Origin of the sequence: Pseudomonas sp. MWU13-2862 (assembly GCF_023242495.1) — a bacterium.
Lineage (GTDB): Bacteria > Pseudomonadota > Gammaproteobacteria > Pseudomonadales > Pseudomonadaceae > Aquipseudomonas > Aquipseudomonas gingeri_D.
The window spans coordinates 295,303-316,627 of sequence record NZ_JALMEZ010000002.1 but is presented as its reverse complement, the minus strand read 5'-3'; the positions used below and the strand labels follow the sequence as shown (position 1 = coordinate 316,627).

Here is a 21,325-nt window from a genome sequence, read left to right as displayed (position 1 = left end):
ATCTTGTTTGTTCGGTTTTTAATTGAAGAACTTGCAGATATAGGGCGTGGCGGCTTCAAGAATGCTGTAGTGATCGGCCTTCAAGGCGTGGGCGACAAACGACTGCTCACACCATGGCTGCCACTGGTCCCGAAGTTCGGCACGTTCTTCTGTATGCAGTAACGTCAGGTTGCTGTTTATCCCGGCTTCGGGGCGATAGGCCTCCAGGGCCTGCTGGTTGGCCTGGAAGACTTTCAGTCGTCGCGTCAGTTGCGGGTCGTCCAGGCTGTCGGGGATCAAGCCGATCCGCCGGGCCGCGGCGATGGCCAGAACGTCCCGGTCCGGCTGCTCGATCAGTTGGCTCATCTCGCTGGCCGAAAACGGCAGGCTCACCGCCAATGAACGGGCCATGTCCACCAGGTAGGCCCCCAGCGGCCATGTCTGCGCCTGTGCCGTGTGGCCCGGTGCGGGGGCGTCGACCAGCAACAGCCGGCGGACTTGCAGGTCGCGCATTTCAAGTTGGCGGGCCATCTCGAAGGCAATTACCCCACCCATCGACCAGCCACCCAGCAAGTACGGCCCCTCGGGTTGAACCTGGAGCATCTCCTCGATGTAGGTCGCGGCCAGTTCTTCCAGGGTTTCGATGGCGCGGGCGCCGTCTTCAAGGCCCTTGGCCTGGAAGGCATGCACGCTCAGGTCGTCGGGCAACAATTGGGAAAGCTTGATATAGGGCGAGACCACGCCGCCGACGGCATGCACCAGGAAGAGATGTTTGCGTGTCCCTTCCTTGAGCCGGATACGGGTCGAGTTGCGTTCGCCGAGCCCCTGGCTGATGGTCTCGATAAAGGTGCCCAGGTCCGCTGACTCGAAGACGTCGCGCACGGAGGCCGTGAGGCCCAGTTCCCGGTTGACCTGGTCGATCATTTTCATCGCCAGCAGGGAGTGCCCGCCTTTGTGGAAGAAGTTGTCGTTCAGGCCGAGCACCTCAAGCTTCAGCGTGCGCTTCCAGATAGCGGCCACGCTTTTTTCCAGGGACGTGGTCGGGGCGAGCATTGGCGCAACAGGCTCATGGGGCGTGTTGACCGGCTGGGGCAGTGCGCGCCGGTCGACCTTACCGTTCGAGGTCAATGGCAACTGCTCAAGGAACTGGAACGAGATATCCGCCATATGGCTGGGCAGCGTCTGGGCCAGGAAGGTTCTCAGCTCGGCGACACCCGGTTGTGCCCCGGCAACGCCCACCAGGTAGGCCGTGAGGGTCGGGTTGTCCGGTTCACTGGCGTGCACGCTGACGACGGCCTGGCTGATCCGCGGGTGGGCGCACAGCTGCATTTCGATCTCGCCCAACTCGACCCGGAAGCCGCGCAGCTTGATCTGCTGGTCGTTGCGGCCCAGGTATTCGATGTCGCCGCTGGGGCGGTAACGGGCGGTATCGCCGGTCATGTACATACGGCTGCCCGGCGCGCCGTGGGGATCGGGCAGGAATCGCTCGGCGGTCAGGTCCGCACGCTTCAGGTAGCCCCGGGACAGTTGCACGCCGGCCAGGTAGAGGTTGCCGGTCACGCCGATGGGAACGGGTTGCAGTGCATCGTCGAGAATATAGGTCCGGGTGTTCGCGACCGGTCGGCCTATCGGTACGGCATGGCTCGTGTCATCGGGCTGGCAATGCCAATGGGTGACGTCGATGGCGGCCTCGGTCGGGCCGTACAGATTGTGCAGTTGCGTCGCCGGGTATCGCTTGAAGAAATCATTCTGCACCGAGGTGGAAAGTGCCTCGCCACTGCTGAACACCCGGCGCAGGGCGCGGCTATGGTTGGCCTGGGTGCAGGCCATGTAGGCGCTGAGCATCGAGGGGACAAAGTGCGCGGTGGTCACGCCTTCGCGTTCGATCAGGGCTTCCAGGTAGCCCGGGTCCTTGTGCCCTTCGGGTTTGGCCAGTAGCAGGCGGGCGCCCACGGACAGCGGCCAGAAAAACTCCCAGACCGACACGTCGAACGCAAACGGGGTCTTTTGCAGCACCCGGTCCGTGGCGTCCAGCGAGTAGGTGTCCTGCATCCAGAGGATGCGGTTGATGATCGCCTGGTGGCTGTTCAGCGAGCCTTTCGGTTTGCCCGTCGAGCCCGAGGTGTAGATGCAGTAGGCCAGGCCGGCCGGGTCTACCGAGCGTTCGGGGTTGGTTTTCGGCTGGCGTGCAAACAGCGCCGCGTCCGCGTCCAGGCACAGGCTGTCGGCATTGCGCAGCACGGCCCGTTCGGACAGGCTCCGTTGTGTCAGGGTCATGACCGGCGCGGCATCTTCGAGCATGTAGGCAATACGCTCGTCGGGGTAGTGCGGATCGATCGGCACATAGGCGCCGCCGGCTTTCAGGATCGCCAACAGGCCGATGGTCATCTCGAAGCTGCGTTCGATGCAGATCGCGATCAGATCGTCCGGCCGTACGCCCTGTTGAATCAGGTGATGGGCCAGTTGGTTGGCTTTCTCGTTGAGTTGCCGATAGCTGAGGTGTTGTCCTTCAAAGCTGACCGCGATGGCATTCGGGGTTTGCTCGACCTGTTGTTCGAACAGTTGATGCAGGGCCGCCACGGGAGGGAAATTCACCTCGGTTGCGTTCCACTGTTCGAGGATCCGGGTTTTTTCCGAGGCTGACAGCAGGTCCAGGGTCGAGATGGTTTTCTCGCAGTCGCCGACGACCGATTCCGCCAGGGTTTGAAACTGTGTGGCCAGGCGTTCGAGAGTGGCGGCGTCGAAGAGGTCGCAGTTGTATTCCCAGCGCAACTGGTAGCCCTGGGCCGAGGGTGTCAGCTCCAGGCTCAGATCGAACTTGGCCGTCGTGGTGCCAATGTCGAAAGCGCCGATAGCCAATCCGGGCAGTTGCAAGGCCTCGGGTGCGGTGTTCTGCAGGACGAACATCACCTGGAATAGCGGTGAACGGCTCATGTCCCGGGGAACATCCAGGGCCTCGACAACTTTTTCGAACGGCAGGTCCTGGTGGGCGTAGGCGCCGAGGGTGTTGTTCCTGACCTGTTCCAGCAACTGGCGGAAGGTCGGGTTGCCCTCGAGCCGCGTGCGCAGGGCCAGGGTGTTGACGAACAGGCCGATCAAGGGCTCGACTTCGGCACGGGTCCGATTGGCGATGGGCGTGCCGACGACGATGTCGTGTTGACCGCTGTGGCGGCTCAACAGCAGGTTGAACAGGGCCAGCAGGGTCATGAACGGCGTGGCGCCGAGGCTCTGGCTCAAGCTGTCGATCTGCCTGGACAGGACCGGGTCCAACGTCCGGCTGATCACTTCGCCGCGATAGGCCTGGATCGCCGGGCGCGGTCGGTCGGTTGGCAGTTCGAGGCTGGTGGGGGCATGGGCCAGTTGCTGGCGCCAGTAACCGGTCTGCGCCGCGAATACGCTCGGCGCCTGGGTTTCCCGTTGCCAGAGGGCGTAGTCGCTGTACTGGATCTCCAGGGGCGGCAGGGGCGATGCCTGGCCCGTCGAGAAGGCCTGGTAGAGGGCCATGACTTCACGGGTGAGCACGGCGATCGACCAGCCGTCAGCAACGATGTGATGCACGGTAAACAGCAGGATATGGTGCTGGTCGGCGACCCGCAGCAGCGAAACCCGCAGCAGTGGGCCGTCCTCCAGGGAGAACAGGTGCCGGGCGTCCCTGCGTGCCTGATCCCGGGCCAGTGACAGCGGCTGCGGGGCATGGCGCAGATCGGTATAGATCAGGGTGTCGGGCGCCTGCGGGTGAACGCAGCTCACCACCTGACCGTCCTCTTCCAGGGCAAAGGTCGTACGCAGGGGCTCGTGGCGCCGGATCAACTCGTCCAGGCAGCGTTGCAGTACCGACACGTCCAGCGGGCCGCGCAGTTCCAGGGCCAGGGGAATGTTGTAGGCGCTACTCGAACGATCCAGGCGGTTCAGGAAGAACAGGCGTTCCTGGGCAAAGGACGCGGCTTTCACACCGGCTCCGCCGCCGGCGGCGCCGATGACCGGCAGGGCCGCGGCGGGGCTTGTGTTCAGGCGCGGCAGTAGTTGTTCGATCGTCGGTGCTTCAAACAGGGTGCGCAGCGCCAGGTCGACATTCAGTTGCTTGCGAATGCGCGAGACCACTTGGGTGGCGAGCAGGGAGTGCCCGCCGAGTTCGAAGAAGTCATCGGTGATACCGACCCGGGGCAGGTTCAGGACATTCGCCCAGATCGCGGCAAGCTGTTTTTCGCTATCGCTGCGGGGGGCGACATAGTGCTCTTCGAGGGCGTCGGCCTCCGGCTGCGGCAAGGAGCGCTTGTCGACCTTGCCGCTGGGGGTCAGGGGCAAGGATTCGAGAATGACGAAGGCGGTCGGGACCATATAGTCCGGCAGCGTGCGTTTCAGATGCTCCTTGATGTCCGCGATCACCAGGGCGCAATCGCCTTTGGCGACCAGGTAGCCCACCAGCTTTTTCAGCCCCGGACGATCTTCCCTGACCACCGCGGCCGCGCTGGCCACCGTCTCCAGGGCCATCAGCGCCTGCTCGACCTCGGCCAGTTCGATACGGAAGCCGCGAATCTTGACCTGATGGTCCGAGCGCCCCAGGTACTCGATATTGCCGTCGGGCAGGTAGCGCGCGACGTCACCGGTCTTGTACATCCGTGCCCCCGGCGTGAAGCCGTGGGGGTTGGGGACAAAGCGCTCGGCGGTAATGTCGGGGCGTTCCCAGTAGCAGCGGGCCAGGTGAATACCGGCAATGTAGAGGTCACCTCGGACCCCGACGGGAACCGGCTCCAGGCTGGCGTCGAGGACGTACATCTGCGAGTTGAACAACGGTTTGCCGATAGGCGGCAGCGCTGGCCATTGCGTGGCGTCGCCACTGAGCCGGTAGCCGGTGACGAAGTGCGATTCCGTCGGGCCGTACTGGTTGTGCAACAAGCCATCAGGCAACTTCTGGAACAGCTCGACGACTTCCTGGGTGACTTGCAGTTGCTCCCCGCCGCAGACGATCTCCTTCAGGCAGGCCAACTGATCGAGGTCCCGGGCGGCATCGGCGATGCCTTGCAGGGCTACGAAAGGGATAAACAGGCGGGCGATGTCCTGTTGCTGGATAAGCGCCAGCAGCAGGACCGGGTCGCGGCGGGTTTCTTCGCTGACCATGACCAGCGTGCCGCCGCTGGCCCAGGTGGAGAAGAACTCGTCGAAGCTGACGTCGAAACTCAGCGGCGAGAACTGCAGCGTGTTGTCGCCCAGGCCCAGGCGTGATTCGGTGAGTTGCCACTGGACCAGGTTGGTCAGCATTTCGTGGGTCAGGGCCGCGCCCTTGGGTTGGCCGGTCGAGCCCGAGGTGTAGATGACGTAACACAGGTCCAGCAGGTTCTGCGGCTGGGCCGGATTGGACGATGGCTCATCCCAGGCGCTCGCGCACTGGTCCATGCAGACGATGGTGTTGCTGCACCCTTCGACACGGGGGCGCAGGTCGGTCTGGGTGACGATCAGGTCGGCGCGGGCATCCTGGGCCATGAAGCGCAGGCGTTCGGTCGGATAGCTCGGGTCCATGGGCACGCACACGGCACCGGCCTTGAGGATAGCGAGAATCGCCACGGGCACGTGCATCGAACGTTCCAGGCAGATCCCCACCAGGGTGCCCGGCCGGACACCCGAGCGTTGCAAGTAGTGGGCGAACTGGTTGGAGCGCGCTTCCAGTTGCTGGTAGGTCATCGACTCGTTGCCGAATACCACCGCGGGCAAGCCGGCACATTGCTCGCTCATTTCGGTGAAGAGTTGATGCACCGCCAGTGGGCGATAGTCGCGCTGCGTTGCGTTCCAGTCGTGGAGGAGGCGTTGCTTTTCCTCCACGGTGATCATCGGCAAGCGTTGGATCGGCTGTTGTGCATTGTCCATCGCCGAGCGGGCCAGGGTTTCGAAGTGGCTGGCCATGCGTTCCACGGTGTCGGCGTCGAAGAGGTCGCAGTTGTATTCCCAGCGTATCTGGTAACCCTGGGCCGACGGGGTCAGCTCCAGGCTCAGGTCGAACTTGGCGGTGCTCGACTCGACCGCGAAGTTGCCGATTTCCAGGCCCGGAAGGGCCAGTGTCTCGAGCGGGGTGTTCTGCAGGATGAACAGCACCTGGAACAGGGGCGAACGGCTCATGTCCCGGGGGATGGCCAGGGCCTCGACGACTTTCTCGAACGGCAGTTCCTGATGGGCGTAGGCGCTGAGGGTGGTGTCGCGAACCTGCTCCAGCAGTTCGCTGAAGGTCGGGTTGCCCTCCAGGCGGGTACGCAGGGCCAGGGTGTTGACGAACAGGCCGATCAGCGGCTCGACCTCGGGACGGGTCCGATTGGCGATCGGGGTGCCGATCACGATGTCCTGCTGGCCGCTGTAGCGGTTCAACAGCACATTGAACAGCGCCAGCAGGGTCATGAACGGCGTGGCGCCGAGGGTCTGGCTCAACGCATCGATCCGGGCCGATAGCGTCTTGTCCAGCGCGCGGCTGATGACCTGGCCACGGTAGGTCTGGATCGCAGGGCGCGGCCGATCGGTCGGCAGCTCCAGGGTCGTCGGGGCCTGGGCCAGGTGGTGGGACCAGTAGCTGATCTGCGACTCGAACTCGAACGGTGCCTGCCACTGTCGTTGCCAGAAGGCATAGTCGCTGTACTGGATTTCCAGCGGCGGCAGGGGCGAGGGGTGACCCTGTGTGAAGGCTTGGTAAAGGGCCATGACTTCACGGGCGAGCACGGCGACCGACCAGCCGTCAGCGATGATGTGATGCAGGGTCAGCAGCAGGATATGTTGCTGATCGGTGACCTGCAGCAGCGATGCCCGTAACAACGGACCCTGGTCCAGGGAAAACAGCTGTTGCGCCTCGGCATTGGCCTGGGTCCGGGCAAGCAGAAGAGGCGTCGAGTGATGACGCAGATCGCGATAGACCAGTTGTCCCAACGCCTCCGGGTGAACCCGGGCCTGGGGCTTGCCGTCCTCGTCGAAGGTGAAGGTGGTGCGCAGTGATTCGTGGCGGCGGATCAGTTCCTCCAGGGAGCGCAGCAGCGGCGCAATCTCCAACCGCCCGTTCAGTTCAAGGGCCAGCGCAATGTTGTAGGCCGCGCTGGCCGGCTCGAAATGGTTGAGGAAAAACAGGCGTTCCTGGGCAAACGACAGCGGCTGGGGTTTTTCCGGCAGTGAATACGGGACGATCGGCGGAGCCTGTCGAGCCGTCTCCGAGCCCAGGTGGGCGATCAGTTGCGCAATGGTCGGCGCTTCAAACAGTGCGCGTACCGAGAGCTCGACCTGTAGGGTCTTGCGCAGTCGGGAGACCACCTGGGTGGCGAGTATCGAGTGGCCGCCCAGTTCGAAGAAGTTATCGGTGATGCCGATGTTTTCCAGCTTGAGCACTTGTTGCCAGATGTCGGCCACGGCCTTTTCCATGGCCGTGCCGGGAAGAGCGCTGTGTGCGCTTTGTGGCGTTACGCTGGGGGCCGGCAAGCGCTTGCGGTCGATTTTGCCGTTGGGGGTCAGGGGTAGCTGCTCAAGGACCACGAAGTGATTCGGGATCATGTACCCCGGTAGGGTCTGCGCGAGGTGTTGGCGCAGTTGCGCCGAATCGGCCGAATACTGTTCGCCGACCAGCAGGTAAGCCACGATCTGCTGCTCGCCCGGCTGATCTTCCCGAACGATGACCACGCCCTGGCGCACATCGGGGTAGCTGACCAGTTGGGTTTCGATTTCCCCCAGTTCGATGCGGAAGCCGCGCACCTTGACCTGGTGATCGATGCGTCCGAGGAATTCGATTTCACCGTTGGGCAGCCACCTGACCAGGTCGCCGGTCTTGTAAAGACGTTCTCCCGACGCCGATCCATAGGGATCGGGCACGAACTTCTCGGCGGTCAGGTCCGCCCGATTGAGGTAACCCCGGGTGACGCCTTCGCCGCCGATATGCAGTTCGCCCGGGCTGCCGATGGCACACAGGCGGGCGTTTCCATCAAGGACACGCAGCACGGTATTGGCAATCGGGCGGCCAATGGAACTGGTGTCGTCTGTCACGCGGCTGATGGCCGACCAGATGGTGGTTTCGGTCGGCCCGTACATATTCCACAGCGATTCGCTACGTTGCAGCAGCTTGTGCGCCAGGGCCGGCGCCAGGGCTTCGCCACCGCAGAGCACCTTGAGCGCCAGGGTGCTGGGCCAGCCGGCTTCAAGCATCAGCCAATAGGTCGAGGGGGTGGCCTGGATCAGGGTGACATCCTGGTGGATGGCCAGCTTGATCAATGCCTGCCCGTCGGCGGCCGCTTCGCGTTCGGCCAGGACCAGGCTGGCGCCATTGATCAGCGGCAGGAAAAGTTCGAGGACGCTGATATCGAACGAAATAGAGGTGACTGCCAGCAGCCGGTCCTGGGCCGTGATGCCGGGCTGCGTCGTCATCGAGCGCAGGAAGTTGACGACCGCCCGGTGCGGCACCTGGACGCCCTTCGGCAGGCCGGTGGAGCCCGAGGTGTAAATCACATAGGCCGTGTTCAGGGCGGCGACGGGGTAGCGGATAGCGGAGGAGAGAGTCTCGGGTTCAGCGTTATCGAGCAGGACAATGTGGAGCGCTTCGTCGCTGAACGCCTCGGCGTACGGACGCTCGCTGAGCAATACCCGCGCGCGGGAATCCTGGAGCATGTGCAGCAGGCGGGCATGGGGGTAGCCGGGGTCCATCGGCACATAGGTCGCGCCGGCCATCCAGGTACCGAGCAAGGCCGCGACCATGGTGATCGAGCGGTCGAGGCAGACTGCCACGCAGGTCTCGGGACCCGCGCCCAGCGCCACCAGACGTGCAGCGATGGCCCGTGCCTGCTGCTCAAGCTGGCGGTAGCTGACCTGTTGTCCGGCGCAGAGGATGGCGGGCGCGTCGGGGGTCAGTTGCGCCTGGGCCAGGAACAGGTCATGCACGCATTGATCGTCGCTGAGCGGGCAATCGGAGGTTGCGGCGGGCGCCAGTCGGGACAGCCGCTCTTCCTGGGGCAACAGCTCGAGGTCGCCGATACGGGTGCGGGTGTCGGCGACGATGGACTCCAGCAATACGCGGTAGTAGCCGCTCAGGCGCTCGATGGTGGCCTGGTCATAGAGTGCGGTCCGGTATTCGAAGAAGCCCCCCAGCAGGCCCTGGCTGGTGTTCATTTCGAGGGACAGGTCGAACTTCGCGAAGCGGCTGTTTTGCGCCAGTGCGCTGGCGGTCGTTCCGCTGAGTGTCAACGCCTCGGCCACGTCCTGGTTGAAGAAGGAAAACAGGACCTGGAAGATCGGTGAGTGGTTGAGCTCCCGGGTAGGGCGCAGCGCCTCGACCAATCGTTCGAACGGGATGTCCTGGTTCAGGTCCGAATCGAGCAAGGTCGATTGGGCCTGTTGCAGGTAGTCGGCAAAGGGTTGCTCCGCGCGCATCTGGCTGCGCAGCACCAGGGTGTTGACGAAGAAGCCGATCAGCGGCTGGATTTCCGCGCGATTGCGATTGGCCACCGGATAACCGACGCTGATGTCGGGCTGATTGCCGAGGCGGAACAGCAGCGTGTTGAAGGCACAGATCAGCGTGGTGAACAGGGTCGTGTGGTGACGCTGGCTGAGTTGCTGGAGTTGTGTCGCCAACTCGGCGGGAAGGCTGAAATAGACCCGGTTGCCGGCGTAATCGAGCCGGGCCGGGCGGGGACGGTCGGTCGGCAGTTCGAGGACGCTCGGTGCATCCTTGAGCTGGGTTTCCCAGTACTCCAGTTGTGGTTGCAGCACCTCGTCCTGCAGCCATTCCCGTTGCCAAACGGCGTAGTCGGCGTAATGCACTTCCAGTTCTTGCAGGTCCGCCGCGACGGCGTGCAATTCGGCGTTGTAGAGCTGGCTCAGCTCGTTCAACAACACCGCCATGGACCAGCCATCGGCAACGATATGGTGCAGGGTCAGCAGCAGAATATGTTCGTCTGGCTGGACTTCGATGGCCGTGGCGCGGATCAGCGGGGCGCTCGTCAGGTCGAAGGGCCTGGCTGCTTCGTCATCCATGAACTGTTGCAGCGTGATGTTCTGTGCCAGGAGTGCCGCCAGCTGGACGGGCGTGATCTGCAACGCTGCCTTGCGGGCGACCACTTGCACGGGCAGGTCGTTGTCCACGGCGAAGGTGGTGCGTAGCGCTTCATGCCGCTGGATGATGGCGTTGAGGCTGCGCTCCAGGACATCGAGCCGCAGCCCGCCCTTGATCCGGCAGGCCGCCGGAATGTTGTACAGGCCCGTGCCGGGTTCATATTGCTCAAGAAACCACAGGCGTTGTTGAGCAAAGGAGGTACTGAATTGATCGGCTGACATGACTCAAACTCTCTTTTTATTCCCTGTTCGAGGTTTCCCGGTTCTGGAGGCGGCGCCTGGCGTGGCGACATGCATCGAGAACAATCGATCCTGAACTGGGGCACTAGGGCATGCTTTTTAAGGGGGTGTGCCGACCCGTGATCGGCACTGGGCGAGTCGGGCGCTCACTCAACCGTCTGGTTTCGCGCCAGGCGCTTGATCGGCGGTGCCGACGCCCGTGGCATTCGGGCCGCCTGGTCCACATAAACCGCCATGGCCGCGATCGTCGGCGACTCGAACAACAGCTTCAGCGGCGGGCTGACCGAGAAGATCTCCTGGGTCCTGGCGAGAATCTGCGTGGCCAGCAACGAGTGCCCACCCAGTTCGAAGAAGCTGCTGTTGATGCCGATGCGCGGGACCTTCAACGTCTCTTGCCAGAGGGCGACCAGGGTTTTTTCCGTGGCGGTGGTCGGCGCCAGGTATTCCTCGGCCGGTGCGTGGGCCTGATGCCCGTGGGCCGGCAGCGCCTGTCGATCGATCTTGCCGTTGGCACTCAGGGGCAATGCCGCGAGGCCGACGAAGAAGCTTGGCAGCATGTAGTCGGGCAGCACTTTGCCGAGCTGTTTGCGCAGCTCCGTGCTGTTGATTTCGCCGCTACCGCAGGCGATGTAGGCCACCAGGCACTGGCCGCCAAAAGCATCGTCCCTGGGCACGACGACGGCTTCGCGCACGGACGGGCATTGCAGCAAGGCATTTTCGATCTCGCCCAGCTCGATGCGGAAACCACGGATCTTGATCTGATGATCGATGCGTCCGAGGTACTGGATATCGCCCGATGGCAGGTAGCGGCCGCGATCCCCGGTGAGGTACATACGCCGGCCGTGGCTGTCGTAAGGGTCCGGGATAAAGCGTTCCGCGGTCAGGTCGGGGCGTCCGAGATAGCCTCGCGCAAGCTGCACGCCGGCGATGTAGAGATCGCCGATGACCCCGACGGGGACGGGCTGCAGGTCCTCATCCAGGATGTACAGCCGGGTGTTGGCCACGGGACGGCCAATCGGTACGAGCGGGTGACGGTAGCCTGGCAGGCACTCCCAATACGTGACATCCACGGCCGCTTCGGTCGGACCGTAGAGGTTGTGCAGCCGGGTCTGCGGATGGCGCTCGAGGAACTCATTGGCCGCCGCCACCGGCAGGGCTTCGCCACTGCTGAATACCTGGCGTAGCGAGCCGGCGGACGGTGCGGCCGCGGACTTGAGGAAGGCTTGCAGCATCGAGGGCACGAAGTGCGCGGTGGTCACACCTTGTTGGCGAATGATGGCCTGCAGATAGGCCGGGTCCTTGTGGCCCTCAGGTTTGCAGATGACCAGCCGGGCCCCCTGGAGCAGGGGCCAGAAGAACTCCCAGACCGACACATCGAACGAGAAGGGGGTCTTTTGCAACACACGGTCGTTGCTGGATAACTCGTATTGCTCCTGCATCCACTGCAACCGGTTGACCACGGCGCCGTGGGCGTTCATCACGCCTTTCGGACGCCCCGTGGAACCGGAGGTGTAGATGCAGTAGGCCAGGCCATCGGTATCGCCGATATTCAGGTTGTGCGGTGAGTGCCTGGCGATCCCTGGCTGTTCGGTATCCAGCCAGAGGGTCGGCACCGAGTGGCCGGGCAAGCAGTGACGCATGTTCTCTTGAGAGACCAGCACCTCAGGTTTCGAGTCTTCCAGCATGTACGCCAGGCGCTCTGCCGGGTAGCCGGGGTCCAGGGGCACATAGGCGCCGCCGGCCTTGAGGATGGCCAGCAGGGCAATGACCATCTGTGGGCTGCGCTCGATGCACAGGGCAACCCGCGAATCGGGCTTGACGCCGTAGTCGAGCAGATGACGAGCCAGCTGGTTGGCTTGGGCATTGAGCTGCGAGTAGCTCAGTTGCTCTTCCTCGAAGACCAGGGCGATGGCCTCGGGGGTGCGTTCAACCTGTTGCTGGAACAACCCGTGCAGGGTTTGTCCGCTGGGGTAGTCGCGGTCGGTGTTGTTCCACTGGCTGGTCAGCAGTTGTCGCTCGGCGTCCTGCAGCAGGGGCAGGGTTCTGACCGGCACCTGTGGCTGGGCCGTCGCATTGGCGAGCAGGACGAGAAAGTGATTCATCATCCGGTCAATGGTCGAGGGGGCGTACAGCGCCTTGTTGTACTCGAACGCGATGGCCAGGTTTTCCGCCGCCCCATGGACTTCCACTTTCAACTCGAAGGCCGCGTGGTTGACGGTGTTCGGGTGATGGCCGGCGAGGCTGATGCCGTTGTTTTTGCGCAATCCCGGACGCTGTTTGGGCTCGGCAATTTCATTGTGGAAATTCATCACGAGTTGGGCGTAAGGCGTGCCGCTGGTCTGTCTGGTCGGGGCCAGGTGTTTGAGGATCAACTCAAAGGGAATCTGCCGGTCGTACGTTGCCAGCAACTGCCGGGCCGTAGTGCTCAGGAGGCTGCTGAAGTCCTCGTCGCCATGAATATGGCTGTGCAAAGGCACCACGTTGATAAAGTTGCCGACCAGGCCTTCGGTCCCCTCCGGACGGTTGGCCGACATCACGCCGATGCACAGGTCATCCTGGCCGGTCATGCGCTGCAGCAGGACATTCATGGCGGTCACCATGACCATGAACAGCGTGGCGTTATGGGTTCGGGCGAAGGTTTCGAGCTGCCGGACCAGGGGCTGCGGCACCGCCATTTTGCGTACATCGCCTTCCTGGCGGGTGTTCTCATGGCGCGGAAAGTCGGTTTGCAGATCCAGTGACGTCGAGGCATTGGCCAGGTGCGCCTGCCAGAAAGCCAGTTGCTCCTCAAGCCACGGGCCGGTGAGGTTCTGCTGTTCCCACAGGGTGTAGTCGGCGTACTCGATGGGCAGCGCGGGCAGCGGGGAGGCGTGACCCTGCGCAAGGGCGTCATAGAGTGCCGAGAAGTCACTTTGCAGCACATTGCTCGACCAGCCATCGCAAATAATATGGTGCAGGGTCAGCAGCAGGACATGGCGCTGTGGAGCGCTTTGCAGCAGGCGTGCGCGAATCAGCGGCCCTTGTGCCAGGTTGAACGGCTGATAGGCCTCCCGGCGTATGGCCTCGGCGATTTCGGGCACGGCGTTGTCGCCCAGTTGACTGAAGTCGACCCGGGTCACGGGGACTTCCAGCGTCGGCAGGATCTGCTGCTGGAGCACGCCGCCTTCGCTCTTGAACAGGGTTCGCAACGGCGCGTGGCGGGCGACCATCAGGTTCAGGACCTGCTGGACAATCTCTACGTCCAGCGGACCGTCGATGGTCAGTGCCAGGGGCAGCGAATAGAACGGATTGTCTGGTTGGTACTGGTCGAGAAACCAGAAGCGTTGCTGCGCATAAGACAGTGGCAGGGGCCCTTGGCGGGTCGAGCGGGCAATGGCCGGCAGGGATTGACCCGATGGGGCTTTCGCGCCGGCGATTTCAGCCGTCAGGGTGCGCAGGGTCGGCGAGTGGAAGAGGGTGCTCAGGGGGAGTTCAACGTTGAAGCGCTTGCGCACCTCCATCATCATCTGCGTGGCCAGCAGTGAGTGCCCGCCCAGCAGGAAGAAACTGTCGGTACTGGAAATATCCTCCCGATCCAGCGTGGTTTGCCAGATCGACAACAACTGCGCCTCTATTTCCCCATGGCGCGGGTCGTCCTGAACGTCCGTCGGATGGGTTTCGTCGTCCCGGTTCCAGGACCACACCGCCTTCAGTTCCGCGGCCTCGAACAGTTGCCGGCAGCGCGCACGCTGGATCTTGCCGCTGGAGGTCCTGGGGACGGCGCCGGTCTTGACCAGCAGCAGGGCCGACAGGTCGAAGATTTCATGGCGATCGGCCAATTCGGCCCGCAGGCGGGCAATCAGGTTGTCGGTGTCGACCTCCTGGCGCGACTCCAGCTCCTGCACGATCACCAGGTGACTGATCTCGCCGTCCTCGATGGAGAAGGCGGCGCAGCCGTTGGCGCGAAAGGCCGGGTCGATGGCTTCGACCGTCATCTCGACATCCTGCGGGTAGATATTGCGGCCGCTGAAGATCATGACTTCCTTGAGCCGTCCGGTGATGTAGAGCTCGCCGTCACTGGTGAAGCCCAGGTCGCCGGTACGGAACCAGCGGCGCTCCTCGACTTCGGCCTCGCCCTCGGCCCGGGTATGGAAAACGCGGCTCTCTTCTTCCCGTTGCCAGTAACTCAGGGCGGTCGACGGACCGCTGATCCAGACTTCGCCCACCTGTTCCTCCGCCAGCCGCACGGCTTGTTGCGGATGGAAAATCCCGACCTGGTGATCGCAGGTGAACTCGGTGCCCGTGGCCACGATCTCCACCCCATCCGCGGCATGCAGTTGAGGCTTGACCTGACCACCCTCCAGGGCACTTTTGCTGATCGTGCGCAGACGTGGCAGCTGTCCGACAGGGGTCTGCATATTGGCGGTCACCAACAGTACGGACTCGGCCATGCCGTATGCCGGGACCATGGCGTGAGGTTGCAGGCCACAGTCGGAAAACGCCTCGACGAACGACTTCAGGGTCACCGGACGGATACGCTCCGCGCCGTTGACGGCAATTTCCAGGGAGCTGAGATCGAGGGATTGCTTCTGTTCTTCGGTGATGCGCTGAACGCAGAGCTGGAAGGCGAAATTGGGGCCGCCGGTGATCCGCGCGCGGTAGTCGGAGATCAATTTCAACCAGCGGTAGGGGCGCATCACAAACGCTGCCGGAGGGAACTGCACACAGTGGCTGGCCATGTAGACCGGCAGGATGATTGCGCCGATCAGACCGAAATCGTGATGGGAGGGCAGCCAGGAGACAAAGACATCCTGTTCGCGTATCCGGTAGGTCTGTTTCGACAGTTCGACATTCGCCAGCAGGTTGGCGTGGCTGACCATCACCCCTTTCGGCGCGCCGGTCGATCCCGAGGTGTACTGCAGGAACACGATGTCGCTGGCCACGGTCGGCGGGCAGTGCCACTGGGCACTTGCATCCTCCAGGGTGTTGCTGGCCAGCCAGGTGAGGTCTTTCAGCGGGTTGTCGGTCTCGCTGGCGGCGGCCATGCGTTCGAGCCCGTTCAATACCGTGTCGACCGTCAGGGCGAGGGCCGGCTGCGAGTCCTGCGCCAACAGATGCAGGCGCGGCAGTGTCTTGGCGTTGGCCGGCGACAGGGCCGGAACCGCAATGACCCCGGCATAGACGCAGGCATAAAAGGCAATGGTGTATTCCATGCAGGGTGGATACACCAGCAGCACCCGGTCGCCGGGCTGGGTATGGCGTTGCAGGTGGGCCGCCAGGCTACGGGCTTTTTGATCCAGTTGAGCGAAGGTCAGGCTGTCGCTGACCGACTCGCCGTCGGCCAGGTAAGTAAAGGCCAGGCGTTCAGCACTGTCTGAGCTGTGCGCCGCTCTGTGCCGAACAACTTCCAGGAAAGTATTAAAGTGTTGCGCAGTGGGCTTATTCATTTGACGGCTCTAAAGAATTCGCGATGTTGTTGGCGGCAGCGGGGCTCTGCTGGGCGGCAAAGGTTCAGGACGAAACATCGACCGTATTTTCTTTACTGAGCTCGGCTGAACGCTCTGGAAACATCAAGGGCGAATTGAAGTAGTGCGAATAAGGCACGGTATGGCGGTCGCTGGGTAACTCTTTGGTCAGTTCTGGAAGTTTCAGCCAATGCAGGCCGGGCTTGTAGTGGTGCTCCTGGTGATAACCCAGGTTGAAGGTCAGCAGGTTGTAGAGTTTTCCATAACAACTGACGGAGTCGCGTTTCGGGTCGAAGGGATCGGTGGCGCCCCAGTGCTGGAAGTAGTTTTCCCCTTGTCTCAGGGTGTCGACGAGGTAGGTGACCGGAATGAAGTAAAAGAAGAAAAACTGCCAGTCGATCAGGCACAGCACCAGGCGAAACAGGAACCACGCCGCCAGGTCGTATTTCGCCGCCTTCAGTTTCGAGGGTTCCAGCAGTTTCTTTAATGCCCGGGTCGCCAGCTCCGGATCATCCGGTGAGGCCAGGGCCGCGACGCGCTCGATGGGCCAGTATTTCAGCAGGACCAACAAGGTGAAGTACTTCAGTCCCACCGATTCGAAGATGAACAGGCCGAAGCTGATGAGCTGTTTGGAGAGCGGGCGTTTCAGGCCGAAGATCGCCAGGATGGACTTGTCATTCCATGACTGATGCGTGGCGTGGTGGATGCCATGGCCGATGTTATAGGGGGTTTTAGGCGCTTCCGTCATGGAGAAGCCCATGCGCACCAGCGTATTCATCCAGCGGATACGAAAGAACGGGGTGTGGTAATGATTGTGGTTGGCCCCGGCGTTCTGCAGGGACAGGGCAAACAGGACGGGAATCATGCCGAGCAGGGCGAGCAGCGACATGGATTGGTAGTTATAGGCCAGTAGGGAGTAAACACTGATCTGGAAAGGGATCACCAGGCAACATGCAATATCCCAATGGGAATACCTGAATACTTTACTTTGAAGCATGTCCACTCCTTGTGTGACGTTCTTCTGCAGGATGACGCTCTCCCGGGCGAACCAGGTTGAGGGAAGGCGGTATTGTGCGAAGGTGTGTTCCAGCCGGGTGCCGTTGCAGCTTCGGTTTGCCGAGCCTGTGTTTTTTATGGGTGCATCGATAAGAGGGGCATGTCGATGACGAATTTTGTGGAACTATTATCTGTTTCTCCGTGAGAGGTTTTTTGCTTTTTTCTCGGTCTGCGGCGGCGTTTCAGGAGGGATTTTTCTTTTTTGTGGTGTTAATCGGAGAAAAAATTCTCAGCCCTCGTGGGGCTTGTTCCGTGTGGCGATGATCGCGGTGATGGCACTGCCGGGAAATCCGCTTTACCTGCTACGAATCGAAAGCGTTTTCCCTTAGTCTGCAGCCCCTTCAATGGAAGGGTTTTAAATAATGGATTTTGACTCGCTGAGTATTCCCGGCATGGCGCAGGCTATTGCGACGGGGGAAACAACCAGTCGACAGCTTGTTGAGTTTTATCTGGGCCGAATTGCCGAAAACAATGAACGGGTCAATGCCATTGTCCAGCAGCCGGATAGGGCTCAACTGCTCGAACAGGCGGACGAGGCGGATCGCCGGGTGGCGGCCAGACTGCCGTTGGGGCCACTGCACGGCGTGCCTATCACCATCAAGGATGTCTGTCATGTCGAGGGCTTCAAGATGTCCTGCGGCATGCCCGAGTGGCATGGTCCCGCCAGTGTGTTCGATGCCACGGTGGTTCAGCGATTGCGCCAGGCCGGGTCGCTGATCCTGGGGATCACCAATGTGCCTGAGCTGTGCATGTCCTTTGAAACGGAAAACTTCCTCTATGGGCGGACCCGCAATCCCTTCGATCTTTCCAGGACCCCAGGGGGCAGCAGCGGAGGGGAGGCGGCCGCTATCGCTGCGGGTTGCAGTCCTGGCGGGCTGGGTTCGGATGCTGGCGGCAGCTTGCGCATACCGGCGCATTTCAACGGGGTTTGCGGGCTAAAGCTGACCCAGGGGCGGGTGCCGTTGACCGGCCAGTATCCGGTCAACGGCACCGGGTTGATTCATATGACGTCGGCCTACGGTGTCATGGGCCGTTACGTGGATGACATCAGGACATTGGGTTATCTGATCTCAGGTTCGGATGGTCATGATCCGGATACCGTCGATGTGCCGTTCGAGGACGATCTGGAGATCGGCCAGATCAGGGTTGCGCTGTTTCATGAACTGCCGGGCGTGACGGTCAGGCCCTCTGTTCTTTATGCAATGGACAAGGTCGCGGAACTGCTGCAGCCGGTTGTCCGCAGTGTGAGCCAGGCTTGCCCGGAAGGCATGGAACTGGCCTGTGACAGCTTGTGGAATATCTTCCTGTCCGGCGGTGATGCGGGCAGGGCCTGGGACAAGTTCCTTTCCGGTCTGGGGCGCGAGCAGCTGTCACCTTGCCTGGAAGGGCTGTTGCGGGCGAGCCGGGAGACGGAGTTGAGTGTCGACCAGTTCAAGGCTGACCTGGCGTATATCAATACCTTCCGCCGTGGTCTGAGCCGGTTCTTCAGAGAGCATGATGTGTTGGTCTGTCCTGTGTTCCCGGATATTGCGTTCAAACCCGGCGAGTCGTTGGACGGGCGGGCGCGTTATTCCTATGTGTTTCCCTTCAGCCTTTCCGGTTCGCCGGTGGTGGTGGTGCCGGTGGGTTTCGACCCGGATCTTGGGCTGCCGATCGGCATTCAGATTGTCGGGCCGCACTGGAAAGAGGAGCGCATTCTGGCCCTGGCTAAAGTGCTTGAGAGCAGGCTGGCGGGGTGGCAGCGGGCGGGTTCTGATGAGGCGACTACAGATGGTGAAGACCAGGCACGATGAGTCGATGCTGAACCAATGCTGAACGGGTTTGAAGTTGCCGAATCCGGAGGGGAGAAAGTTAAAGGCGTTTTTTGCCTGCGGGAGCGCTTTATGGGCATGCAGGATAGAAGTGTTTGAGTCAATTGTAGGGTAATCGTTACTAGTCGACTTAATTGAACTAGTCGCTGCAGCTACTGAAACCTATGGTTTGTTTAGCTTGCAGGACACGCTCAATGTGTCGGCTGGTATTTTTATGTATCGTTTTTAATACAAATATAAAGTCTGAGTTTTTTGACCGCTGGTGAAGTTTTCTGGGCGAAAACAATGCTTTTTCTTGGTGGTGAGAGGTGCTAGTCTTCTGATGGCTTTTTGATATCTTGTTTTGGTTGGTATCAAGTTAAAGTTTTTGGTAAATCTGATTTTTAGCTACAGCCTCTTTTTAATGTATCAGCCTTCCCAAGGTTGGTTTGTCGTGCCTGTAATAGCACGATGTACTTTCTTCTTTTGTAAACGCCGTTGAGTTGACATGTCTGATCGTAACGCAGGGAGCAGCGTTTCGTCCGAAACGCGACAACACACAGGAAGTGAAGACAGTGGCATTGCCTCACTCGTCGCCATCCCCAAGCTTTCGGGTGTTGCCGTCATCACGGAACACCTCAAACATCTGTCAGGGCTGTCCCTGCCTATCAATGCCCTGACGCTAGCGCGTCTGGCACGGCAAGATGCAGTCAAAGCCCGCTCGACCACGAGCCGGGTCAGTCGCTTTGCCCAAGCTCCGCTCCCGCGATTACCAAACTTTGCGACGGATACTTCCTGGTCGCGGCCAACAAATGTGCAAACGACAACATTTTGAATTCGGTGGCGATCAAGGCCGAGCAGCGCTCGGCGCATTCAGAGCTGCTGATAGCGGGTTGGTTATTGGAATATTTAAAAAGAGGGAAATATTTTGAAAGTTAATGAAATAGCAGTTTTTGCAGTCACTGCAGCTTTGTGCACGACGGCATTCGCCGGAACAGATGATATAAAAGCATCGAATAATCAGTTTGACGTTCAGGCTATTTCCACGAAAGTCGATTATAAGGAAACCACCAAAGGGCGATTTGGCAGTCCTGTCGGAACCTTTGCTACGGAAAACGGCACTGTCCACGGTTTTGCCTTGTCTTTTTCCATGATGAAGGACGTGCTGCTGGATAACGACTATCTTCAATTTCAGTACAGTAAGAACAACGGAAATACCGGGTATAAGGGGACGCTCCAGTCAAGCGGGAAATACGGTTCTGCCGTCGGACAGTCTAGCGCAAACATTTCCGACTATAGTCTGCGCTGGGGAAAAGGTTTTGCGCTTGATGGAGCGTTCATGGTCACTCCTTACGGCGAGCTTGGCCGGCATGAATGGCAGCGCGGCGTTAATTTCGGCGAAACCTATACCCATAGTTGGTATGGCGCCGGCACACTTGTCCAATACTCGCCATTTTCCCGTTTGGTATTTACCGCCAATGCCCTGGTTGGACGCACGTTCGCGTCAGACGTTGATGTGAGTGGCCCTCGTGGCTTTTCTGCTGGGCTTGGAGATTCCAATCTGTATAAGGCCGGTTTATCCGCAGATTATGCATTCACGAAAAATCTTCATGGGAATGTGGGTGTCGATTACACGTCTTTCAAATATGGCATCAGTTCTGCGCATAATATTTCAAGCACTGCGGTGGCGTTGGAGCCAAGCAGTCAGACCGATGAGACGACCCTGAAGATTGGGGTTGGCTACGCTTTTTGAGTATGAAGCGCAGGCGTGTCAGATGTTTTTCATTTTCAAGTAGAAAAATAGACATTAGACAATCGAAAGAGGCCGGTATGTTTTCAAAAAGGGGCGCGCCACGAAAATAAAGTGTGCTCCATTTTTTTTGGATGTCTATGTTTTCTACTTGGGAGAGGTGCCTGTCATCATGGCGTTTCGTTTGAGGAATGTTCCTGCGGACTATCCGAATGTACCATGGTTTAATTCGGCTCCGATATGTGGTTGTATTTCTGTTCTTGTTGTTTTTTATGCGGTTTGTGGGGTCTATTTTCCGTCCCTAACTAAGGTGTTGGATTTTTTTATAGGTCCTGTGGTGAGCGGTCTTGATAGCGTGGGTGTGAAAATCGCTCCCGTTATCACCGGCCCTTTCAATGTGACACTGTATAGAAATTTGAGTGGAATAGCATTTGTTGGGGCCTTGATATATAACTTCGTTTCTGTGCTTTATATGATAAAGCATAAAAGGGCCGCTGGGATAGGGTGTGTGGAAACCCACGCGCTTCTGATGAAAAGAAAACAATGGGGCGTAGTGAAGGCTTGGCTGGTGTTACATTTTTATGTTTATGTCGGTGTTGCTTTTTTATGGCGTTTGGGACCTTTGGTCTGCTGAACGGTGTCTACCACTGGGCAGTATTCGGTACTGAGAAAAATGACATTTTGGAAATGTGCCTTGTATCTCTGTACTTCTTCTTTTTAGGCATGACACCTGCGTATTTTTACTCGCTGTATTTTAAATATATTGTGTTTGATGTGCGCTATTTATTAAGGAAATGTCGAGCCGACACCTAGTCTACATGTTTCTTTTTTTTGCCAAGGAAAGCTATGAGGAAATCAAGCTTGATAAGCCGTTAGGATACATTATTGGGTTTTTGTTTTTTCTCATCGTCTTTATGATCCCGTTTTTTCTTCCGTTCATTGGGAATTCTCCCAATCCTCTTATGAATCAAATGAGTTATTTTTTACCCCAGCGGTTATTGGTTTGG

6 protein-coding genes are annotated in these 21,325 nt (G+C 60.2%); 3 read left to right on the top strand and 3 right to left on the bottom strand.

All coding sequences use genetic code 11. The features are described from left to right. Positions 1–18: 18 nt before the first annotated feature. From M5C56_RS04795 to M5C56_RS04785, 3 genes are all read right to left on the bottom strand, one after another. A complete protein-coding gene (locus tag M5C56_RS04795; protein ID WP_247263042.1) occupies positions 19–10,260 on the bottom strand; it encodes a non-ribosomal peptide synthetase in 10,242 nt (3,413 codons plus the stop codon). 164 nt (positions 10,261–10,424) lie between these two features. Next, complete coding sequence (locus tag M5C56_RS04790; RefSeq protein ID WP_103498305.1) at positions 10,425–15,704, bottom strand: non-ribosomal peptide synthetase; 5,280 nt, start codon at positions 15,702–15,704, stop codon at positions 10,425–10,427. A 64-nt stretch (positions 15,705–15,768) separates the two neighbouring features. After that, positions 15,769–16,719, bottom strand: a complete 951-nt coding sequence (locus M5C56_RS04785) for a fatty acid desaturase (RefSeq protein ID WP_103498306.1) — start codon at positions 16,717–16,719, stop codon at positions 15,769–15,771. A 421-nt stretch (positions 16,720–17,140) separates the two neighbouring features. Here M5C56_RS04785 and M5C56_RS04780 point away from each other — a divergent pair, with 421 nt between their 5' ends. The 3 genes from M5C56_RS04780 (at position 17,141) to M5C56_RS04770 (ending at position 20,952) form a co-directional block, all read left to right on the top strand. Beyond that, entirely contained in the window at positions 17,141–18,571 is a 1,431-nt protein-coding gene (locus tag M5C56_RS04780; protein WP_247263043.1) for an amidase, read from the top strand. Between the two features lie 925 nt (positions 18,572–19,496). Next, positions 19,497–20,321 carry a hypothetical protein gene (locus M5C56_RS04775; protein WP_103498308.1) on the top strand — a complete coding sequence of 275 codons (825 nt, stop codon included), beginning with the start codon at positions 19,497–19,499 and terminating at the stop codon, positions 20,319–20,321. 169 nt (positions 20,322–20,490) lie between these two features. Next, positions 20,491–20,952: a hypothetical protein gene (locus tag M5C56_RS04770; protein WP_247263044.1), complete on the top strand. Its 462-nt coding sequence runs from the start codon at positions 20,491–20,493 to the stop codon at positions 20,950–20,952. Positions 20,953–21,325 lie beyond the last annotated feature (373 nt).

Excerpts from the sequence above, each read along its gene's own strand:
- M5C56_RS04795 (WP_247263042.1), bottom strand. The coding sequence starts at position 10,260 with ATGTCAGCCGATCAATTCAGTACCTCCTTTGCTCAACAACGCCTGTGG.
- M5C56_RS04790 (WP_103498305.1), bottom strand. The coding sequence starts at position 15,704 with ATGAATAAGCCCACTGCGCAACACTTTAATACTTTCCTGGAAGTTGTT.
- M5C56_RS04785 (WP_103498306.1), bottom strand. The coding sequence starts at position 16,719 with ATGCTTCAAAGTAAAGTATTCAGGTATTCCCATTGGGATATTGCATGT.
- M5C56_RS04780 (WP_247263043.1), top strand. The coding sequence starts at position 17,141 with ATGGATTTTGACTCGCTGAGTATTCCCGGCATGGCGCAGGCTATTGCG.
- M5C56_RS04770 (WP_247263044.1), top strand. The coding sequence starts at position 20,491 with ATGGCGTTTCGTTTGAGGAATGTTCCTGCGGACTATCCGAATGTACCA.